Below are 19,071 nucleotides of genomic sequence, written 5' to 3' on the forward strand. Positions count from 1 at the left end.
AGATGCTAGCAAATGACTATTAAGACTGCCCATCTTTTTGCTGAGCGTACATGACCCGCAGGACTAAAGCGGGGTCGATGTAATTGTTAGCGTATTTCAAACCCCAATGTAGGTGAGGTCCTGTAGTGCGTCCTGTCATACCGACACGACCGATTCTAGCTCCAGCGGGTATTGTTTGCCCTTCCCAAAGGACAATTCCGCCTTCGCGATCGATCATGTAGCGGTTTTTGCCTTGAGTGCCGACCTGTCCTTGCATGTGACAGTAAATGTGATCCCAAGCTCCAGAACGAATAATAACGTGCGTACCGCAGGCATCGCGATCGGCAACCTTGACTATTGTGCCAGTCCACCAACTGCGGACGTAACTACCTTGAGGTGCTACTAAATCTAAACCACTGTGAAATTCCAAGCCCGAACCGCCAGTAGGAGAGCGACGGTAACCGAAAGGCGAACTATAGTATTGGAAATTTTCGACTGGAAAGGATGCTTTGCGCCAAAGATTACCAGTGGCAATTTTGTTTTGTGCTACTTCCTCTGCTGTTACCTTTTTTTGATGCCATGCTAGTAGGGGTAAGCTGGCAAGACTGAGTGCAACCAGCAGCAAACTTTTTTTGGAAACAGTAAAACCCAGTTTTTGAGACCTCAGAAGTTGAAATTGCTTCATGCTTTGACTCCTAGATCTGGGTACTGGTTTGACACCACGGGCATTAGCAGAATTCGAGCGATCGCAACTTGATTCATATAACTTAAATAAAATACTGGCAACTGACTAGTGGAGAAGAAAAAATTCCGAATATTACTGACTGATTAGTTTGAGTAGACTGTTGAGGTCGAACTGGTGTTGCCTCTATCTGAAATTTATATTTAAGTTCGCTATAGATTTAGGTTCGCTAACAATGTGAATAATCAGATTTTTCACAATTTGCTGAAAATCCTGCAAAAACTTAACACGATTTATCTTGCCATAGCAAGGGTAAATCTACGGAAGGACGCATCTTCTCTGAGTTAGCGATCGGCGAACTGTGCAGAACCACTCGCGAATGTGTAAATTTATCGTTAGAATTTTTAAATTAATGAATTAAATCTCGATCGCCAGACGCTCTTACCTCATGCTGACAGAAATGTTGCCGTTTACTCTCAATTTAGATGCTACTGCGATCGCTGGAGCTAGTTTGTGGTCGCTGGCGTTATATTTAGCTTTTTCAGGCATAGGCGACTGGATAATACACCAACTCCAACGCTGGTTTAATTTTGCCGAGCAATCGCTTTACATAAATCGAGCAGAATTTGAAAAAACCCGCATAGCGAGAGAATCTCAGAATGCTTTTTACGCTTCGTTATTCAGCATTGTGCCTTTTTTGATTTTTGGCAGTTTGTGTAATTACGGCATCGAACTGAGCTTAGGTCGGAGTTGGGCAATTAGTATGGGTATACTTGCCTGCGTTAGCTGCGGAGTCTACGAGTTAGGACGACGAGATGGTAGGGAACAGTGACCAGTGACCAGTGACCAGGTGAGCGGTAGCTTCTGACTCCCGATTCCCCTAGTTTACTTAAGTTCTTCATAAACAATTTGAGCAATTTTAGCGGCGGCTCCTGTTTGTCCGCGCACGCTGCGTAATTTGGAGCGCATTTCTTCTAGTTTTTCAGGATGCTGTAGATAGTCGAGTACGAGTTCTGCTACAGTCTGAGGTTGGAGTTTACCAACCAGTTCTGGCACAATTTCCGATTTTGCCCAGATGTTGGGCCACGATCGCAAGCCCAATCGCTGCAATACTAACCAGTTTATTACTTTTGCCATACTCGTTCCTATTAAAGGTAAATTTACGAGTACCCCAGGGATACCATCCCAAGCCCGCATCGCGTCTAGTTGCTGAGTTGGTAACAAAACAATCATTGGCACGCCTAGAGAGCCTAGTTCGGCTGTATTTGCGCCTACGGTTGTCAAGCATAAACAACATTGAGATAACAGATCGTAAGCTGGCGATCGCGTCCACAATTCTACTACTAAGCCGCTAGCTGTTTTTAGTAGGGGTGAGGGGTGAGGAATCAGTTCGGCTGTGGAACCTTCTACTAAAGGAATAATTGGATTTTTTTCACGGTTGGCAAACTCAGCCAAGGTTTGCACGTCTAAAGTAGGTGCGACGGGAATGACAAAGCGGGTCTGCGGTCGTTGTGTATGAATGTATTCGGCGATCGCCAGCATCAACGGTACTCCCTGTGACAGTTTCGCAGCTTTAGAGCCTGGTAATAAACCAATTAATTCAATTTTGGATTGGTCATGGGTAATTGGTAATTGGTAGTTGGTAGTTGGTAGTTGGTAGTTATTCTCTCCTGCTTCCCCTGCTCCCCTGCTCCCCTGCTCACTCCTCACTCCTCGCTCCTCACTCCTCACTCCTCCAGAGGCTTCTGCCATCAAATCCCCTACTACCGTAAACTTGTGGGTATGTTTTGATGGAGCGCTATCGATTAAGTCTGGTTTCATGACGGCAAAGCGATCGATCCAACTATGCCAGCGCGTCTCCCACTCGGCATAAATTACGGTACGATAACCGAGACGCTTGCCGACGATCGCAGAAAATAATTGATCTCCACCTAAAAACACCACAACACCGCGAGTTCTCCAATCCCAGTTGTCTGCGGTTTTGCCCCAGAGCAAAAATTGCCAGAAATGCTTCGCTGCTTGCACTCTATCGACTTCTGGGTAAGATTGGGCGATCGCGGCTTCTTTGCCACTAGCATTCGGACAAGGAGAAAGCACTACCGAAATTCTGACGCGATCGCGATCGTCTGCTAGTTTCTGGCGCAAAGCTTGCACGACGGGACGCACCCAGGTTGTGACTTCCCCAGGACCATTAGACAAAACCAATATATCGATGTTATTTGTCATTTGTCATTGGTCATTTGTACCTTTTCATACCCTTGTTTTTAATTTTTCAGACTTTCATGCTTATCATAAAACGAAAATTTAACAGCATAAATTTAAATTTTATTTATTAAATTTTTGCAAAGATTAGTCAAAATCCTAATGATTAGCCACTTCAGGCAAAATTAACAAACGTAACGAAAAGTTACGAAATTTTTATCAAATTGTGTCAGTTACAGCCTGAATCTAACTTTTGGTAGGCACTTTCTGATAAAAAAAACTCATGTGCCGTGTATTTTCTACGCCGATCGCAGTTCGGTTTTTCGACTGTAACGCGACCAGTTCACAATCTGTAGAGATCGTCGAACTTACTGCGTAGAGGTACAAGTGGGACATTAGGAAAGTGTGTATCTGGTGTCCTACGTTCATTGCCAGAGATCCCTACAGACAGAAGAACACGCATCAAAGGAGCCTTACCGAATGTTCACACACGTCAAGTCCACCATCCGACACATTACGCCCGACAACCTGGCAGAACGTGCTTTAATCAAGGTGGTCTATGTCGTGCTAGAGTCCCAGTATCAGAGCGCCTTATCGCAAGCGGTACGCCAAATTAACCAAAGCAATCCGAATTTGGCGATCGAAATTAGCGGCTATCTGATCGAAGAACTCCGAGACCCTGAAAACTACGAGGAGTTCAAGCGCGATATCCAAAGTGCCGACATCTTCATCGCCTCACTGATTTTTATTGAAGACTTGGCGCAAAAGGTGGTAGCGGCAGTAGAACCATACCGCGATCGCTTGGATGTGGCTGTTGTCTTCCCCTCAATGCCAGAGGTGATGCGCCTCAATAAAATGGGTAGCTTCTCGATGGCGCAGTTGGGACAATCCAAAAGCGCGATCGCCCAATTCATGCGCAAGCGTAAAGAAAAATCTGGGGCTTCTTTCCAAGACGGGATGCTGAAGCTACTCCAAACCTTGCCCAAGGTACTGAAGTATTTGCCCATCGACAAAGCCCAAGATGCGCGTAACTTCATGTTGAGTTTTCAGTATTGGTTGGGGGGGTCGCCAGAAAACCTGCAAAATTTCTTGCTGATGTTGGCGGATAAATACGTGTTGAATGGTGTAGAGACGTTGCACGCCACGTCTCTACAATACCGGGAACCCGTAGTTTATCCCGACATGGGTATTTGGCATCCTTTGTCAACCACTATGTTTGAGGATGTCAAGGAATACCTCAACTGGCACAACAGCCGCCAAGATATCTCTAGCGACCTAAAAGACCCGCTTGCGCCTTGCGTGGGACTCGTACTGCAACGCACCCACCTAGTAACGGGGGATGATGCCCATTACGTAGCAATCGTGCAGGAACTCGAAGCAATGGGGGCGCGAGTGGTTCCTGTGTTTGCGGGTGGTTTGGACTTTTCCAAGCCCGTCGATGCTTATTTCTACGATCCAGTTAGTAAAAATCCGATCGTAGATACGGCGATCTCCCTAACGGGTTTTGCCTTGGTAGGAGGACCTGCACGACAGGATCATCCCAAAGCAATTGAAGCACTGAAGCGGCTGAACCGCCCTTACATGGTTGCCCTGCCTTTAGTGTTTCAGACGACGGAGGAGTGGCAAGATAGCGATCTAGGCTTGCACCCAATTCAAGTGGCACTACAAATTGCCATTCCAGAATTGGATGGGGCGATCGAGCCGATTATACTATCAGGTCGAGACGGTGCGACAGGTAAAGCGATCGCCCTGCAAGACCGAATTGAAGCCGTTGCCCAACGTGCGATGAAATGGGCAAACCTGCGCCGCAAGCCGAAACTTGACAAAAAAGTGGCGATTACCGTTTTCAGTTTCCCGCCTGATAAAGGTAATGTGGGGACAGCCGCCTACTTGGATGTATTCGGTTCCATTTACGAGGTGATGCAAGCCCTGCGAAATAACGGCTACGACGTGCAGGATTTGCCAGAGTCGCCCAAAGAGTTGATGGAACAGGTGATCCACGATGCCCAAGCGCAGTACAGCAGCCCCGAACTCAATGTTGCTTACCGGATGTCCGTACCGGAATACGAAGCACTGACTCCCTATTCGCAAAAATTAGAGGAAAACTGGGGACCACCACCAGGGCATCTCAACAGCGACGGGCAGAACCTTTTGGTATACGGCAAGCAATTCGGTAATGTTTTTATTGGCGTACAGCCGACATTCGGCTATGAAGGCGACCCGATGCGGTTGTTGTTCTCTCGTTCTGCCAGTCCCCATCACGGTTTTGCGGCTTACTACACATATTTAGAGCAAATTTGGCAAGCTGATGCGGTGTTGCACTTCGGGACGCACGGTTCCTTGGAATTCATGCCAGGAAAGCAAATGGGGATGTCGGGTGACTGCTACCCAGATAATTTAATTGGCATGATTCCCAACTTGTACTATTACGCAGCAAATAACCCCAGTGAAGCCACAATTGCCAAACGCCGCAGCTACGCCGAGACGATTTCCTACTTGACACCACCAGCCGAAAATGCTGGATTGTACAAGGGTTTGAAGGAATTAAGCGAACTAATTGGTTCTTATCAAACTTTAAAAGATTCCGGTCGCGGTATCCCCATTGTCAACACCATCATGGATAAGTGCCGGATGGTAAATTTAGACCAAGATATTAACTTGCCCCAGCAAGATGCCAAAGATATGACTGCTGAGGAGCGAGATAATATTGTTGGCTTGGTGTATCGCAAGTTGATGGAAATTGAGTCGCGGTTGTTGCCTTGCGGGTTGCACGTTATTGGGAAGCCGCCTTCAGCAGAGGAAGCGATCGCAACTTTGGTTAATATTGCTGGGTTGGATCGGGCTGAAGAAGAGATCCAAAGTTTACCTCGGATTATTGCCAATAGCGTCGGGCGGGATATTGACGAAATTTATCACAATAGCGATCGCGGTGTCTTGGAAGACGTGCAATTATTACAAGACATCACCCTTGCCTCCCGCGCCGCCGTTAGCGCTTTGGTACAGGCACAAACCGACGCAGAAGGAAGAGTTTCCCTAGTTTCTAAGCTCAATTTCTTCAACATGGGTAAAAAGGAACCTTGGGTAGAAGCTTTGCATCAAGCAGGTTACGCCAAAGTCGATCCGAATGCCCTCAAACCCCTGTTTGAATACTTAGAATTCTGCCTGCAACAAGTTTGTGCGGATAACGAACTGGGGGCTTTGTTACGGGGATTGGAAGGCGAATACATTTTACCTGGTCCTGGTGGCGACCCGATCCGCAACCCCGATGTGTTGCCTACAGGTAAGAATATTCATGCCCTCGACCCGCAAGCAATTCCAACAATGGCAGCGGTGCGATCGGCGAAAATCGTCGTAGACCGCTTGTTAGACCGCAATAAGGCAGAAAATGGTGGAAAATTCCCTGAAACCATTGCCTGCGTCCTCTGGGGAACCGATAATATCAAAACTTACGGCGAATCCCTAGCGCAAATTATGTGGATGGTCGGCGTGCGTCCGGTTCCCGATGCTTTAGGACGGGTGAACAAGTTGGAATTGATTCCTTTAGAAGAGTTGGGACGACCCAGAATCGATGTTGTCATCAATTGTTCCGGTGTTTTCCGCGATTTGTTCATCAACCAAATGAACCTGCTAGATCAAGCGGTGAAAATGGCGGCGGAAGCGGACGAACCTGTAGAAATGAATTTTGTTCGCAAACACGCCTTAAAGCAAGCTGAGGATATGGGGATTAACTTGCGCCAAGCTGCAACCCGCGTATTTTCTAATGCTTCCGGTTCCTACTCGTCCAATATTAATTTGGCAGTGGAGAACAGCACTTGGGACAGTGAAGCTGAGTTACAGGAAATGTATCTCAAGCGCAAATCCTTTGCTTTCAGTGCCGATAATCCAGGGACGATGGAACAGTCGCGGCAGATTTTTGAAACTACCCTGAAAACTGCTGAAGTGACATTCCAAAATCTCGATTCTTCCGAGATTAGTTTAACGGATGTCTCCCACTACTACGACTCAGATCCGACAAAAGTTGTGGCAAGTCTGCGGAATGATGGTAAGATGCCTACTTCCTACATGGCAGATACAACTACAGCTAACGCTCAAGTCCGTACTTTATCAGAAACCGTGCGTTTAGATTCCCGTACCAAGTTGTTAAATCCCAAGTGGTATGAAGGAATGTTGTCTCATGGTTACGAAGGCGTGCGGGAACTTTCCAAGCGGTTAGTTAATACAATGGGTTGGAGTGCGACTGCGGGTGCTGTCGATAATTGGATCTACGAAGATGCTAACGACACGTTCATTAAAGATGAAGCCATGCGTCAGCGGTTGTTAAATTTAAATCCTCATTCCTTCCGCAAGATGGTTTCTACTTTATTAGAAGCAAATGGGCGCGGTTATTGGGATACTGATGAGAACAATTTGGATCTGCTACGCGAGTTGTATCAGGAGGTAGAAGACCGGATCGAAGGGATTGAATAGATCGTAGGTTCATTAGGTTATAACCGTGTAGAGACGTTGCATCGGGTGTAGAGACGTTGCATGCAACGTCTCTACATATATGCCTAAACCGATATGACTTTATTCAAAAATAAATATCGCATTGAATCTACACGATTATCAAATCGAGATTATGCGGCAAATGGACTATATTTCATCACGATATGTACGGGCGATCGCACCTGCTTTTTCGGCGATATAGTCAATACACAGATACATTTATCTGCGATCGGGCAAATAGCTGAGAAATTTTGGGTAGAAATTCCTCAGCATTTTAAACATACATATATTGATGCTTATGTTGTGATGCCTAATCACGTACATGGGATTATTATTATAGATAAACCATATGTTGTTTCAACAACATGTAGAGACGTTGCATGCAACGTCTCTACAGACATATCGAACGATCTTGATGATTGCAATTTTTTTACAACAATGTCAATGATTTCGCCAAAATCTGGCTCCTTGAGTGCAATTTTGCAGTCTTATAAATCTGCTGTTACTCAATGGTGTAGGAAAAATGGTTACGATAACTTTACTTGGCAACCAAGATTCTACGATCGCATCATTCGTGCAGATGGTTCTCTAGATAAAATTCGAGAATATATTGTTAATAATCCTACAAAATGGAAAGAAGACAAGAACAATCCTTCTAGTTTGTGGATGTAATACCAATTTACTCATTGACTACGACAAAAGAGATCCCCCCAACCCCCCTTATCAAGGGGGGCTAGGGGGGATCTTCTGTAGCATAGTTTTAGTGAAATGGTATAATAAAATTGAAACAAAATTGCTCCAAGAAATGTAGAGACGTTGCAGGCAACGTCTCTACATTTCTTGTTTTTATTAGAAAACCAACTGAAGCAGATTGTCAAGAATTGCTATCCTTTCACCAAAGAAGCAAGGAGTTTCATTTCCCTTGGGCTTTTCCTCCACTTAATGAGCAGGAGTGTAAAAACTATATTAATCGTTGCCAAAATGAAAACTTTGAAGGTTTACTGATTTGCCATTTAACCGACCGTAAAATTATTGGAGTAGCAAATTTCAGTCAAATCTTCTATCGAGCATTTCAAAATGCTTATCTTGGTAATTATGTTGATGTAGATTTTGCAGGTCAGGGATTGATGTTAGAGGGCGTACATTTAGCGATTGATTAGGCTTTTGATACACTTAATTTACATCGAGTTGAAACCAATATCCAGCCTGAAAACAGAGCATCAATTAATTTGGTAAAGCGGCTAGGTTTCACGAAAGAGGGCTTCTCTCGACGATACCTAAAAATCAACGGAGGATGGCGCGATCGTGAACGTTGGGCTTTAACGCTTGAAGATTGGGTAAAGAGTTAGGAGGTCAATGTAGAAATTATTATGCAAGAGTGGATCGAGACTGCGAAGGAATTAGGACGTACTATTTCTGAACTAGAACACAATTGAAATCAGCCTAATTTTTGTAGAAATATCGCTACATTCTCCAAGCACCTTAGTCCAACTGCCAAATTTTAATTGTCATATCCCGACTGCAACTAGCTAGTACGTTCCCTTGCGAATTGAAAGCAACCCCATTCACCCAATCGGTATGTCCCTGAAGCGAACATAATTGTTTTCCCGTACTGGGATACCATAACTTAATCGTATTATCTCCTCGGCTCGCTAAAGTCTGCCCGTCGGGACTGAATACCACAAATCCTACATAACTGTGATGCCACGTCACAGCAGAAAAAGGTTTAGCCGTACCCAATCGCCATAACTTAATCGTCTTGTCATAGCTAGCACTGGTCAAAAACTGCCCGTCAGGACTGTAGGAAATCGAATTCACCCAACTTGAATGTCCTTTAAGGACGTGCAGCAGTTGTTCCATGCCTAAATGCCAAATCTCAATGGTTTTATTACAACTGCCGATCGCTAAAGTTTGACCGTCAGGACTGAAAGCAACAGAATAGGCTGAGTTTGCTTGACCGACGCGAGTATCTAATCTTTGTCCTGTGGTTAAATCCCAAAAGTGAATTGTCTTGTTTTTACCATGACTAGCCAACTTTGTCCCATCAGGCGCGATCGCAATCGACCAAACTGGATCGGAATGTCCGATTAATGTATGTAGTAATTCTCCCGTATCTAGCCGCCAAATCTTAATCGTGCGATCGTCGCTACCGCTAATTAACCATTTGCCATCGGGACTGATAGCAATAGATCGTACCCATGCTGTATGTCCGATCAGAGTCTTTAATAATTTTCCTGTCGCTAAATCCCAAATTTTAATTGTTGTATCCGCACTAGCACTGACTAGAGTTTGTCCGCCTGGACTAATCGCCACGGCAAATACCCAGTTCGTATGTCCAATGAGGGTGTTGACGCATTTCCAGCGAGTCTGAGGCGATGCTGTAGGCGATGGCTTAGGTGTTTTGGGTTTTGGTTCCAGTTCTAGGGCAATTTTAAAATCAGAGTCTGCCCGATGTTTGTATCCCAGTCGGGCGCAGGCGAGTCCGCGATATTTATAAGCAGCTGCAAAGTTAGGTTGGAGACGAATCGCTTGCGTAAAATCCTCGATCGCCACAATATATCTACCTCGTCTCGCGTTCTCCATTCCTCGCTTAAAATAAGTCTCGGCGCAAGATTTGTAGGTTGAGTAAGTTCCTGTAACCGTAGCTACTCTACTCGCGTGTGGCTGTTGCCATTTGAGTTGCTGGTACGCCTCGTTAATTTTTTTGATTTCTTCTTCGGCTTGCTGCTTTAATTGGGAGCGATCGGGAAATAAATCGGGATGCCAAGTTTTTGCCAAGGTACGATAGGCGTGCTTCACCTCAGCAGCAGTTGCACCAGGTTTTAGTCCTAGTATTTGGTAATAGGTTTCGACTTGACTCATCTCAATGGCGATAACTTTCTTGCGTCAATAGCATGAGGCGATCGCTCATACTGGAATAGGACTTACAAATCCGGTCATGGTTAGTATTCCCAAAAATTTTTCTTTCTCAACACAAACTCCCTCAACACAAACTCCTCATAGTGGTTATCACTGGGATGGTAGCGATCGCCGTTTTTTTGAAGGCTGGTACTATCGCGTTACCTTGCCTACTGGCGAAACCTTCGCTTTCATGTACTCCATCGAAGACCCTATCGGTGGTAAAACCCATAGTGGCGGCGCAGCCCAGATTCTCGGTCCCGACGATAAATATTTATGGCGGACTTATCCCGATGTAAAACGCTTTTGGGCGAGTCCGACTCAACTTGCTTTAGGACATTGGGGACAAACAGACTTAGAGACTCAAGCAAAATGGCTTTCTCCTGACGAATTCGATCGCCACATCCAACAGGGTTATCAAGCAACTGCGACTTGGAACCAAGGCATTATCCGCGATCCCGCCAATAATGGTGATTGCCGCTGGCAGTACGAGATCCAACCGATTTATGGATGGGGCGATCGCGGTAGAATACAGCAATCTACGGCTGGTTGGCTGTCTTCGTTACAAATATTTGAACCTGGCTGGCAAATCTTGATGGCGCACGGTTTAGCTACGGGTTGGATCGATTGGTACGGCAAGCGCTACGAGTTTACCAACGCCCCAGCCTATAGCGAAAAGAATTGGGGCGGTGCTTTTCCCCAAAGATGGTTTTGGCTGAATTGCAATAGTTTTGACGACGAACCCGACTTAGCTTTAACTGCTGGCGGTGGTAGGCGTGGGGTGTTGTGGTGGATGGAATCTGTAGCAATGGTAGGCTTGCATTATCGGGGTAAATTTTACGAATTCGTCCCTTGGAACTCCGAGGTAACATGGAACATCCAGCCCTGGGGTTGCTGGCAAATGCAGGCGAGAAATGCTGACTACGAAGTTGTTTTAACGGGGACGACAGATTTACCTGGCACTCCCCTACGTGCGCCCACCCAGAACGGGCTAGTTTTCTGCTGTAAGGATACGATGCGCGGGCAAGTGAGTTTACAACTCTATTCTTGTCGTGGTGGCAAGAAATCGATCCTGGAGGCTACAAGTTCAGTCTGTGGCTTAGAAATCGGTGGTAACCCGTGGGATAGTGCGTGGCAGCAATGAGGAGTGAGGAGTGAGGGGGACAAGGGGGACAAGGGGGACAAGGGGGACAAGGGGGACAAGGGGGAACTCGGGGACCCCACGACCGAAGGGAGTGGGGATTAGGGGGCGAAGGGGGACAAGGGGGACAAGGGGGACAAGGGGGTAATTCCAAGCCACCAGTTACTCACCCGACTTCTGACTTTTGACTTTTGACTTTTGACTTTTGAATTCTGACTTCTGACTTCTGATGCTATGATCGCAAAGGATTGGGGCTGTAGCTCAGTTGGATAGAGCGAGCGCCTCCTAAGCGCTAGGTCGCGCGTTCGAGACGCGCCAGTCCCGTCAAAATTCAAGCCTTACAGCTATGTCAGCAGGGAAAGCTGTTTGCCTGAATGACAAACGCTCGACGCTTGTAATCGCGTGTTCAAAGTGCCATAATTCACAAAACTAGCTAATATAAGTGTTTTCATACCTAGCAATAGATGTAGGCTTGAGCAGGAATAAAGCAGCTTTTTCCTGTGTTGCTTCAGATAAATGAATTTGTGCCAAAGTAACTAATCCTTCCGTGACAAAAGAATCTCTAACTACAGCATTTTCTCGACCATTAAAGGAAGTTTCATAAAAAACTTCTTTAATCCCAGCTGAAATAATTAACTTTAAACAAGATAGACAAGGTTCTAGGGTGACATAAATACTCGCCCCATCAGTAGATGTACCGTGTTTGGCAGCTTGGGCGATCGCATTTGCTTCAGCGTGTACAGCCCGTGATGGTAGGCTCTTACTAGCGTCACAACTGCTCAACCCTGGATAGCAGTATCCTTGAGCAGTACAATGAGCCGAACCAGACGGCGAACCGTTATAACCTGTTGCTACAACCTGCTTGTTTTTAACAATTACCGCGCCAACTGGAAAAGCAAGGCAAGTTGAACGAGTAGCTGCTAGTTTAGCCAACATTAAAAAGTACTCATTCCATGTTGGTCTTTGGTCATCGCTAGCTGTCATTTTCCGTCCTGGTTATATAACTTTCCTGTTTTCAAACACTCGGATGCCTTTTGCAACTCCATTCCTAAATATCCAGAGTGATCTGGACGAATAGAAGGAGAAGCAGCACAAATTTCTCTTAAGAGCTTCAAGGGATTTTTTCCAGAATAGCAAGCAACAACCTCACCGTTACCAGGTGTTGTTTGGGTAACAACTATCTCACCATCTGTAACTTCAATTAGGAAGTTTCCACATGGATCGTTGTAGTCTAATTGTTTAGAAATTACCGCATACTGCTGCTTAATCAGTCGATCTACGTTTTCCCAAGTATCGTCATATATGTGGGCTGATTGGCTCATTGTAATCAGCGGTCCCATGCGTAAATCGTAACTAGAACGAGCGGCAATTTCATCTCGAATATGCTGTTGTAATGCTCTCAATCCCATAGCGTTTGCAGCCCATGCCGAGAACATATCGTTACTGCGTAACGTCGCTGTTAATGATATTTCTTGCTCGACAACTCTCACCCAAATATGATTTAAACATGGGCTACCACCTTTTTCATGGTCTTTCACATCCCATAGTGTCATGACGGCACTAGCAGCATCGATCTCTCCAATCAGCTTTTGAATCACCTGCTCGACTTGATCTCGACCAAAATGCGATCGCAATCTTTGACCGTAAGTATATTTCACCCCTTCTCTATAGGGCTGGTCGTCTAAAATCTGCGAAAGATATTCTTGAATAAAAGCGCGATCGCATGGTAGATAATTTGGTTCGGGAAAATAGAAACCCTCTGGTTCGTCGGTGACAATTGCCATCAGATCGATCAATTCCTGCCATTGCCCATCGTAGCCAGTAGGTCGAATTGTTCCTGTTGTTTTGATTCGGTGAATAATTTTCACCCAAGTTTCAGCAATTGTTTTTCCTTCAATTCGATGTCCGTAACGAGTCCCAGGTAAAACTGTAGGAACTACACTCTCTATAGGAAATTCTAAAGGCACACCCCAAGGCTGTATTTCTTGTTGTTGAGTCACAGCAACAAAATTGCGCGTCTGCTCGACTGCTTCAGTAATCGAAAACACTTCCTTAACTACAAGATTTTGCCGTAACTGTTCCAATGCAAAAGCATCGACTTCCATATCGATATACCCAGAAATGGAGGAACGAATCATCCAGCAGTGCTTTCCCGTATCGCTTGACCCTGCTGCAAAGCCATGCTCGAAAAAATCTAACAAGCACTTCGTACCCCCTGAGTTTCTATCTTCTTTAGTAGCGTTGAGAACAACTAAGAAACGAACGTGAGGATTGGCGAGTAAATTGCGGATCAGCAAGTTAATTCCCCGCGTTGGCGAGTATAACTGTCCGATGACTGCATATTCGCTCTGTTGCAAATGCTTGGCGATCGCCTGTTTGACAGTCCAACCAGTCACTACTGCAACTTGTCCAGTGCCATATAATAGCTGGTTTGGTTTATGCGAAGGTCTGTAATGGTACTGTTTTGTAGAATCGGTGACTGTCACAGGCTTACATCACAAAAGTAACTCTTGTAGAATACCTAAACCTGAAACAAAATTGCCAGTTACTCGTATCTTTTTACATTCGTCATCGGCGATCGCTACCAATTCGTTCTGTGTAGCAAAATAACCCACATCCATATCTACGCCAGTAGCTAGCACAACTTCACAAATAAAGCTGCTGGGCAACAAAAAACCTCGACTCAAAAGCCGAGGTGCAAGAGGAGGAATTAAATGCCGATGGGAGCTACTGTTATCGAACTTAAATCTTGAAATTAAAAAACTTAGCTAGCAACTAGAGCAACTAATACTATAGCCATGACAAATACACCAGCGATCGCACCCTGAAAAGCATAGCGACTCTGCTGTTCTGGGGATGGGTATTCAGAATAATACATTTCTGGCTCAGTGGCGTAGTTGTTGATGATACCGTCTTCGTTGATAGTTGTGTACATATCGCTTATTGCTTGTTTGTTACTTCTTGTAAACTAATGTAACGCTTTTGTTACAAAAAAGCAAGATGACTTGACAAATAAAAAATAAATAGTACACAAAAGTAGAACTTATCGCTCGGCGAGCAACTACCAACTACCCATTACCCATTACCCATTACCCATTACCAACAGACAAAAGAATTGTTGTAATGTGTTGACTAACTCAGTTTTGGCAGACAAGAGCTGCTAATCTATGGTATATATCTACTGTAATCCCACCGATAAACTGGAAATTAGAGGGATAAGTTATTGTCGAATGCTGACAACTGATTCCTTAGCCTCCAGCCCCTAGCCCCTACCTCAGTCAAAATGGGTATTGTTGTAGAAAACGTCACGAAACAGTTCGGCAGTTTTATCGCTGTCGAAAACGTCAGTTTAGAGATTGAAAGTGGTTCATTAGTCGCTTTGTTGGGTCCGTCAGGATCGGGTAAGTCTACGCTTTTACGTCTGATTGCGGGGTTGGAGATGCCGGATAGCGGTAAAATCTTGCTGACGGGTAAAGATGCGACCAATCAGAGCGTACAGGATCGGAATATTGGGTTTGTATTTCAGCACTACGCTTTGTTCAAACACATGACGGTACGCCAAAACGTCGCCTTTGGGATGGAAATTCGCAAAGCCACCAAAGGGAAAGTTAAAGGGCGGGTAGAAGAATTATTAGAGTTAGTACAATTAAAAGGATTGGGCGATCGCTATCCTTCGCAACTTTCAGGCGGACAGAGACAAAGAGTCGCCCTGGCGCGGGCGCTAGCGGTAGAACCAAAAGTTTTGTTACTAGACGAACCCTTCGGGGCGCTAGATGCCAAAGTGCGGAAAGATTTACGCGCCTGGTTGCGCCGCCTCCACGATGAAGTCCACGTTACGACAGTATTTGTCACCCACGACCAAGAAGAGGCGATGGAAGTTGCCGACGAAATTGTCGTGATGAATAAAGGTAAAGTCGAACAGGTAGGAACGCCAGCCCAAATTTACGATCGTCCCGCTACAGCATTCGTGATGAGTTTCATCGGTCCTGTGAACGTGTTACCGAGTACGGCGAAAATATTTCAGGGTAGCGGGTTTGATTCTGCCCATCCAGAAATCTTCTTACGTCCCCAAGATGTGGCGATCGAGACAGAACCTAACGCTACGAGTGTCCCTGCAAGAGTCAGTCGGATTATTCATCTGGGCTGGGAAATTCAGGCAGAGTTAACTTTAGACGACGGACAAGTCGTCATGGCGCACTTAACACGCGATCGCTTCGACCAGCTGCAACTCGAACCGCAGCAAAAGGTTTATGTCAAACCCAAAGAAGCGAAATCTTTTCCGCTATACTATTCGATTTAATGTCATTGGTCATTTGTAAGTGGCTAGTATCTAGTGGCTAGTAGCTAGACTTTTTTCTAGTCACTAGCCACCAGTCACTCTCTACTGGCTAAATCGAAAACAATAAAAAATATGAACTGGTTTGGTTTATCGCGCCGACAATTTTGGTCGTGGGGAAAATTCTTCAGTCTGCTGAGTCTATGCTGCTTGCTGATCGTCAGTTGTAATACTTCTCGTCCGCCAGCACAAACAACAACGCCTGCTACTGGTGGTGGTGGTGGTGGGGGTAACAGTCGCATTACTGTGGGGACAACGTTAAGACCGAGAACGATCGATCCCGCAGATAATTACGAGTTGACAGGCACTAACATTACTACTAGTTTGTGCGATCGCCTCTACACTTACAAACTAGGTACGGGAGAACTAGAACCCCAGCTAGCTACAGCTTTACCTAAAGTCAGTCAAGATGGGTTAACTTATACGATTCCCATCCGTACAGGAGTCGTTTTTCACGACGGTACGCCTTTCAACGCCGAAGCGATGGCGTTTTCCCTGAATCGGTTTATTAAAAATGGTGGTAAACCGAGTGCGTTGTTGTCAGATGTGGTGAGTTCTGTAGCGGCGACAGGAAATGACCAAATAACAATTAAATTAAAAAACTCTTTTGCGGCATTCCCTTCAGTCTTAGCTTTTCCTGGGATGTGCGCCGTCTCTCCCAAAGCCTATCAAATTGGTAGCGGCAAATTTTTACCGACAAAATTTGTTGGCACGGGACCCTATCAGTTAAGGCAGTTTACACCGAATTTGGTACGGATGGATGCATTTGATAAATATTGGGGCGCAAAACCGACAAATCAAGGTATTGACTTTCAAATTCTCTCGAATGCGGCAAATTTATACAATTCTTTCCGTACGGGTGCAGTAGATATTGCCTATCAAACCTTCGATCCGCAACAGGTAGAGAGTTTAAAACAGCAAGCAACATCAAAAGGATGGCAGGCAATTGAAGAAAAAAGCAATACTGTCACCCACATGATTTTGAACGTCAAGCAAAAGCCTTTAGACCAGTTGGAGGTGAGACAGGCGATCGCCTCTATGATAGATCGTCCCCTACTGATACAACGAGTTTACCAAAATCAGGCGCAACCACTCTACAGTATGCTGCCCGATACCTTCGACAGTTATAAACCCGTGTTTCAATCGGCTTATGGCGATGGCAATGTAGAGAAAGCAAAAGCCTTACTAGCCAAAGCGGGATACACCAAAGAGAACCCCTTGAAATTACAAGTCGTTTATCCTGGGTATTCCCTGATTCGGGAACAAATAGCTGGTACTCTGAGGGGATACGCAGCGCAGAAACTCGAAGGAATCATTCAAATCCAGCCGCAGCCAGAAGAATCAGCTACCTTTTTCGCCAACCAAGCCAAAGGAGCATATCAGGCAATTCTACAAGATTGGTATCCCGACTTTGGCGATCCCGATAACTACATTCAACCATTTTTGAGTTGTCCCAAAGGCGATGCTAGCGGTTGCGAGAATGGTGCCAGTCAAAGCCAAGGTTCGTTCTACTACAGCGATCGCATGAACAAGTTAATTGCCCAACAGCGCCAAGCACAAGACCCGCAAGCGCGGGCAAAAATCTTTGGCGAAATTCAAGATGCGATCGCCCAAGACGTGCCGATTATTCCTCTAGTTCAAAATAAAGACTACGTTTTTGCTCAAAAAGGACTTCAAGGCGTACAAATCGACCCAATTTTGAAACTTCCCTTGTGGCAGATAAAAAAAGGATAGATCTGTAGAGACGTTTCATGGAACGTCTCTACAATCGTAGGCTAGCGATCGCGCCAAAGACAAGACAACCAAAGGCGATACGTAGGAGAAGCGGTAGCTTATAAATACTCGCAACTACAACAACTATACTTGCAGCGATCGCCCCCCAAATTTCTACAGTTGACTGTCCTAGATCGGCTACGCTACTAGTAGCCATTACTAAAATTACCGCAAAACCAACTTTATCCAACCAACCCGCTTGCAGCCGTGTCCTTACCCAAATACCGACACTCCGCATCAAGAAAGTCCCCAAACCAGCCAATAAAATAATCCACCAAACATGCATCTGAACTTCACCCTTTCTTAGCGTTCTTAACTTTGCATCTACTCTTACGAGAAGTTGCTTTGCGCCTTCGCGTCTTTACGTGACATAAAAAAGAATTTTTGCAGCTACCGATAAATTTTAGGCAACACTACAGCCAAGCAAGTCACCCCTACAATCGACAATAAAAAACCCAAAGTTCCCCAACCTTGAGTTACCAGTACCAAACCAACACCGATCGCCACTACAATCCACTCTCGACTGAGGCGATCGCCAATACTATCGACTAAAAGACAGATAAACAAACTCGGCAAAGCAAAACTCAGCCACTGTACGGGTAACTTTGCCCCGATTTGACATCCCAACCAAGTTCCAGAGATCCAACTCAACCAACATAGAATATGGATGCCGAAATAGTAGAAATGCGATCGCGGTTTGCTAGTAATATCTAGAGCAAAAGCCTCATCTGTAAGCCCGTGAGCCAGGAATAATCGCTGTCCTAGCCCAAAAGAGTTGAAAATGCGATCGCTAGCCAGACTCATCGGAATATGCCGCAAATTAATCAACAGCATCGTCAGCACGATACTTACCCAGAATAAATCTTGCTTGACTCCTTCCAAAGCGGCAAATTGGGCAGCACCAGCATAAACCCAAATAGACATCGTAACTGCTGCTGGCGTGGATACACCTATCCCAGTTGCCAGCGCCCCAAAACTCATCGCTACAGGGAAATAGCCAACTCCCACCCCCAAGGCGCGATGAATGCCTTTCAAAAACTCATGCATTGACCGTTCTCGAATCCGCTACAGCATTAGTTTAGTTAGTGGGGGCAAATTCAGTCTTGAACGATCTTGCTCTAGATTTATTCAGTAACAGCGTGTTTCAGTGGTGGCAAATACCTTGAAACGAAGCACGAGATTTTCGCCTGCCTGCTCTCATGCAGTATTAGCCTACTGGTTGACATATTAACTATAGAATCAAATATCGTATCCTGTCGTGAGAACTTGAAATGGATGCTTTAGTCCGAGGACTCGACATAAAACTGCGCCAATGGCAACTTAATATTGCTCATCAGGTGAGACAATATCTGGTGGAGATTATTGAACTGGCAGACCAAGACGCTTTAGGTATTCTTCGTTCTAAAGCAGTTGAACAAGAAGTGTTGGATTTGATTGATGAACCTAAAACCAGGTGAGGTGTGGCTAGCTGATTTAGGACTTGCAGCCAAGACGCGCCCTGTCATCATTGTGTCTCGCTACGATCCTACCCCCTTTGAACTCTCGTTTGCCACAATCTATAGGTGAAATACCGCT

At 45.4% G+C, this 19,071-nt stretch carries 18 protein-coding genes, 1 tRNA gene and 2 pseudogenes; 12 read left to right on the top strand and 9 right to left on the bottom strand.

Going from position 1 to position 19,071, the window contains the following annotated elements:
• Positions 1-19 precede the first annotated feature (19 nt).
• The gene (locus CHRO_RS08040; RefSeq protein WP_015153706.1) at positions 20-664 is read right to left on the bottom strand and encodes a M23 family metallopeptidase; all 645 of its coding nucleotides are present in this window, start codon (positions 662-664) and stop codon (positions 20-22) included.
• Between the two features lie 445 nt (positions 665-1,109).
• On the opposite strand from CHRO_RS08040, the gene CHRO_RS08045 reads away from it, so the two are divergent.
• A complete protein-coding gene (locus tag CHRO_RS08045) occupies positions 1,110-1,493 on the top strand; it encodes a hypothetical protein (protein WP_015153707.1) in 384 nt (127 codons plus the stop codon).
• A gap of 53 nt (positions 1,494-1,546) precedes the next feature.
• Here CHRO_RS08045 and CHRO_RS08050 read toward each other — a convergent pair whose 3' ends face one another.
• Positions 1,547-2,887, bottom strand: coding sequence for a glycosyltransferase family protein (locus CHRO_RS08050; protein ID WP_015153708.1), 1,341 nt, complete (start codon positions 2,885-2,887; stop codon positions 1,547-1,549).
• A 456-nt stretch (positions 2,888-3,343) separates the two neighbouring features.
• On the opposite strand from CHRO_RS08050, the gene CHRO_RS08055 reads away from it, so the two are divergent.
• From CHRO_RS08055 to CHRO_RS34730, 4 genes and pseudogenes are all read left to right on the top strand, one after another.
• Positions 3,344-7,330: a magnesium chelatase subunit H gene (locus tag CHRO_RS08055; protein ID WP_015153709.1), complete on the top strand. Its 3,987-nt coding sequence runs from the start codon at positions 3,344-3,346 to the stop codon at positions 7,328-7,330.
• Between the two features lie 93 nt (positions 7,331-7,423).
• Positions 7,424-8,020 carry a transposase gene (locus tag CHRO_RS34725; RefSeq protein WP_015153710.1) on the top strand — a complete coding sequence of 199 codons (597 nt, stop codon included), beginning with the start codon at positions 7,424-7,426 and terminating at the stop codon, positions 8,018-8,020.
• 110 nt (positions 8,021-8,130) lie between these two features.
• Positions 8,131-8,508: a GNAT family N-acetyltransferase gene (locus tag CHRO_RS08065; RefSeq protein ID WP_199755581.1), complete on the top strand. Its 378-nt coding sequence runs from the start codon at positions 8,131-8,133 to the stop codon at positions 8,506-8,508.
• Positions 8,509-8,526: 18 nt separating this feature from the next.
• Positions 8,527-8,697, top strand: a pseudogene (locus CHRO_RS34730) (GNAT family N-acetyltransferase); the annotation flags it as partial.
• 133 nt (positions 8,698-8,830) lie between these two features.
• On the opposite strand, the gene CHRO_RS08070 reads toward CHRO_RS34730, so the two are convergent.
• Positions 8,831-10,210 carry a WD40 domain-containing protein gene (locus tag CHRO_RS08070; RefSeq protein WP_015153711.1) on the bottom strand — a complete coding sequence of 460 codons (1,380 nt, stop codon included), beginning with the start codon at positions 10,208-10,210 and terminating at the stop codon, positions 8,831-8,833.
• Positions 10,211-10,286: 76 nt separating this feature from the next.
• Here CHRO_RS08070 and CHRO_RS08075 point away from each other — a divergent pair, with 76 nt between their 5' ends.
• The 3 genes from CHRO_RS08075 to CHRO_RS08080 all read left to right on the top strand — a co-directional run bounded on the left by CHRO_RS08075 (position 10,287) and on the right by CHRO_RS08080 (position 11,711).
• Positions 10,287-11,390 carry a tocopherol cyclase family protein gene (locus tag CHRO_RS08075; protein WP_015153712.1) on the top strand — a complete coding sequence of 368 codons (1,104 nt, stop codon included), beginning with the start codon at positions 10,287-10,289 and terminating at the stop codon, positions 11,388-11,390.
• Positions 11,391-11,400: 10 nt separating this feature from the next.
• Entirely contained in the window at positions 11,401-11,535 is a 135-nt protein-coding gene (locus tag CHRO_RS33720; RefSeq protein WP_281168631.1) for a hypothetical protein, read from the top strand.
• Between the two features lie 102 nt (positions 11,536-11,637).
• Positions 11,638-11,711: transfer RNA gene (locus CHRO_RS08080), tRNA-Arg, on the top strand.
• A 105-nt stretch (positions 11,712-11,816) separates the two neighbouring features.
• Here the strand turns inward: CHRO_RS08080 and CHRO_RS08085 are convergent.
• The 4 genes from CHRO_RS08085 to psb34 form a co-directional block, all read right to left on the bottom strand.
• The gene (locus tag CHRO_RS08085) at positions 11,817-12,371 is read right to left on the bottom strand and encodes a deoxycytidylate deaminase (protein WP_015153713.1); all 555 of its coding nucleotides are present in this window, start codon (positions 12,369-12,371) and stop codon (positions 11,817-11,819) included.
• Positions 12,368-13,873 (bottom strand): thymidylate synthase, encoded by a 1,506-nt coding sequence (locus tag CHRO_RS08090; RefSeq protein ID WP_015153714.1) that lies wholly within the window; start codon positions 13,871-13,873, stop codon positions 12,368-12,370. The genes CHRO_RS08085 and CHRO_RS08090 overlap by 4 nt, the downstream gene beginning before the upstream one ends.
• 9 nt (positions 13,874-13,882) lie before the next feature.
• A complete protein-coding gene (locus CHRO_RS31840) occupies positions 13,883-14,056 on the bottom strand; it encodes a hypothetical protein (protein ID WP_181824298.1) in 174 nt (57 codons plus the stop codon).
• A gap of 95 nt (positions 14,057-14,151) precedes the next feature.
• On the bottom strand, positions 14,152-14,322 hold the full coding sequence (psb34, locus tag CHRO_RS31845) for a photosystem II assembly protein Psb34 (protein ID WP_015153715.1): 171 nt from the start codon (positions 14,320-14,322) through the stop codon (positions 14,152-14,154).
• A gap of 348 nt (positions 14,323-14,670) precedes the next feature.
• Here psb34 and CHRO_RS08100 point away from each other — a divergent pair, with 348 nt between their 5' ends.
• Both CHRO_RS08100 and CHRO_RS08105 read left to right on the top strand, forming a co-directional pair.
• Positions 14,671-15,687, top strand: coding sequence for a sulfate/molybdate ABC transporter ATP-binding protein (locus CHRO_RS08100; protein WP_015153716.1), 1,017 nt, complete (start codon positions 14,671-14,673; stop codon positions 15,685-15,687).
• A 111-nt stretch (positions 15,688-15,798) separates the two neighbouring features.
• On the top strand, positions 15,799-17,457 hold the full coding sequence (locus CHRO_RS08105) for an ABC transporter substrate-binding protein (protein WP_015153717.1): 1,659 nt from the start codon (positions 15,799-15,801) through the stop codon (positions 17,455-17,457).
• 28 nt (positions 17,458-17,485) lie between these two features.
• On the opposite strand, the gene CHRO_RS08110 is transcribed toward CHRO_RS08105, so the two are convergent.
• Complete coding sequence (locus CHRO_RS08110; RefSeq protein WP_015153718.1) at positions 17,486-17,782, bottom strand: AzlD domain-containing protein; 297 nt, start codon at positions 17,780-17,782, stop codon at positions 17,486-17,488.
• Positions 17,783-17,886: 104 nt separating this feature from the next.
• Entirely contained in the window at positions 17,887-18,543 is a 657-nt protein-coding gene (locus tag CHRO_RS08115; RefSeq protein ID WP_015153719.1) for an AzlC family ABC transporter permease, read from the bottom strand.
• A 224-nt stretch (positions 18,544-18,767) separates the two neighbouring features.
• Between CHRO_RS08115 and CHRO_RS08120 the strand changes: the two genes are divergently transcribed.
• Together CHRO_RS08120 and CHRO_RS30340 are read left to right on the top strand one after the other, a co-directional pair.
• Positions 18,768-18,953 (top strand): hypothetical protein, encoded by a 186-nt coding sequence (locus CHRO_RS08120; protein ID WP_015153720.1) that lies wholly within the window; start codon positions 18,768-18,770, stop codon positions 18,951-18,953.
• Positions 18,934-19,029 (top strand): annotated as a pseudogene (locus tag CHRO_RS30340) (type II toxin-antitoxin system PemK/MazF family toxin); the annotation flags it as partial. The gene CHRO_RS08120 and the pseudogene CHRO_RS30340, both read left to right, overlap by 20 nt.
• Positions 19,030-19,071 lie beyond the last annotated feature (42 nt).

This window comes from Chroococcidiopsis thermalis PCC 7203 (assembly GCF_000317125.1).
GTDB lineage: Bacteria > Cyanobacteriota > Cyanobacteriia > Cyanobacteriales > Chroococcidiopsidaceae > Chroococcidiopsis > Chroococcidiopsis thermalis.

Excerpts from the sequence above, each read along its gene's own strand:
- CHRO_RS08040 (WP_015153706.1), bottom strand. The coding sequence starts at position 664 with ATGAAGCAATTTCAACTTCTGAGGTCTCAAAAACTGGGTTTTACTGTT.
- CHRO_RS08045 (WP_015153707.1), top strand. The coding sequence starts at position 1,110 with ATGCTGACAGAAATGTTGCCGTTTACTCTCAATTTAGATGCTACTGCG.
- CHRO_RS08050 (WP_015153708.1), bottom strand. The coding sequence starts at position 2,887 with ATGACAAATAACATCGATATATTGGTTTTGTCTAATGGTCCTGGGGAA.
- CHRO_RS08055 (WP_015153709.1), top strand. The coding sequence starts at position 3,344 with ATGTTCACACACGTCAAGTCCACCATCCGACACATTACGCCCGACAAC.
- CHRO_RS34725 (WP_015153710.1), top strand. The coding sequence starts at position 7,424 with ATGACTTTATTCAAAAATAAATATCGCATTGAATCTACACGATTATCA.
- CHRO_RS08070 (WP_015153711.1), bottom strand. The coding sequence starts at position 10,210 with ATGAGTCAAGTCGAAACCTATTACCAAATACTAGGACTAAAACCTGGT.
- CHRO_RS08075 (WP_015153712.1), top strand. The coding sequence starts at position 10,287 with ATGGTTAGTATTCCCAAAAATTTTTCTTTCTCAACACAAACTCCCTCA.
- CHRO_RS08085 (WP_015153713.1), bottom strand. The coding sequence starts at position 12,371 with ATGACAGCTAGCGATGACCAAAGACCAACATGGAATGAGTACTTTTTA.
- psb34 (WP_015153715.1), bottom strand. The coding sequence starts at position 14,322 with ATGTACACAACTATCAACGAAGACGGTATCATCAACAACTACGCCACT.
- CHRO_RS08100 (WP_015153716.1), top strand. The coding sequence starts at position 14,671 with ATGGGTATTGTTGTAGAAAACGTCACGAAACAGTTCGGCAGTTTTATC.
- CHRO_RS08105 (WP_015153717.1), top strand. The coding sequence starts at position 15,799 with ATGAACTGGTTTGGTTTATCGCGCCGACAATTTTGGTCGTGGGGAAAA.
- CHRO_RS08110 (WP_015153718.1), bottom strand. The coding sequence starts at position 17,782 with ATGCATGTTTGGTGGATTATTTTATTGGCTGGTTTGGGGACTTTCTTG.
- CHRO_RS08115 (WP_015153719.1), bottom strand. The coding sequence starts at position 18,543 with ATGCATGAGTTTTTGAAAGGCATTCATCGCGCCTTGGGGGTGGGAGTT.
- CHRO_RS08120 (WP_015153720.1), top strand. The coding sequence starts at position 18,768 with ATGGATGCTTTAGTCCGAGGACTCGACATAAAACTGCGCCAATGGCAA.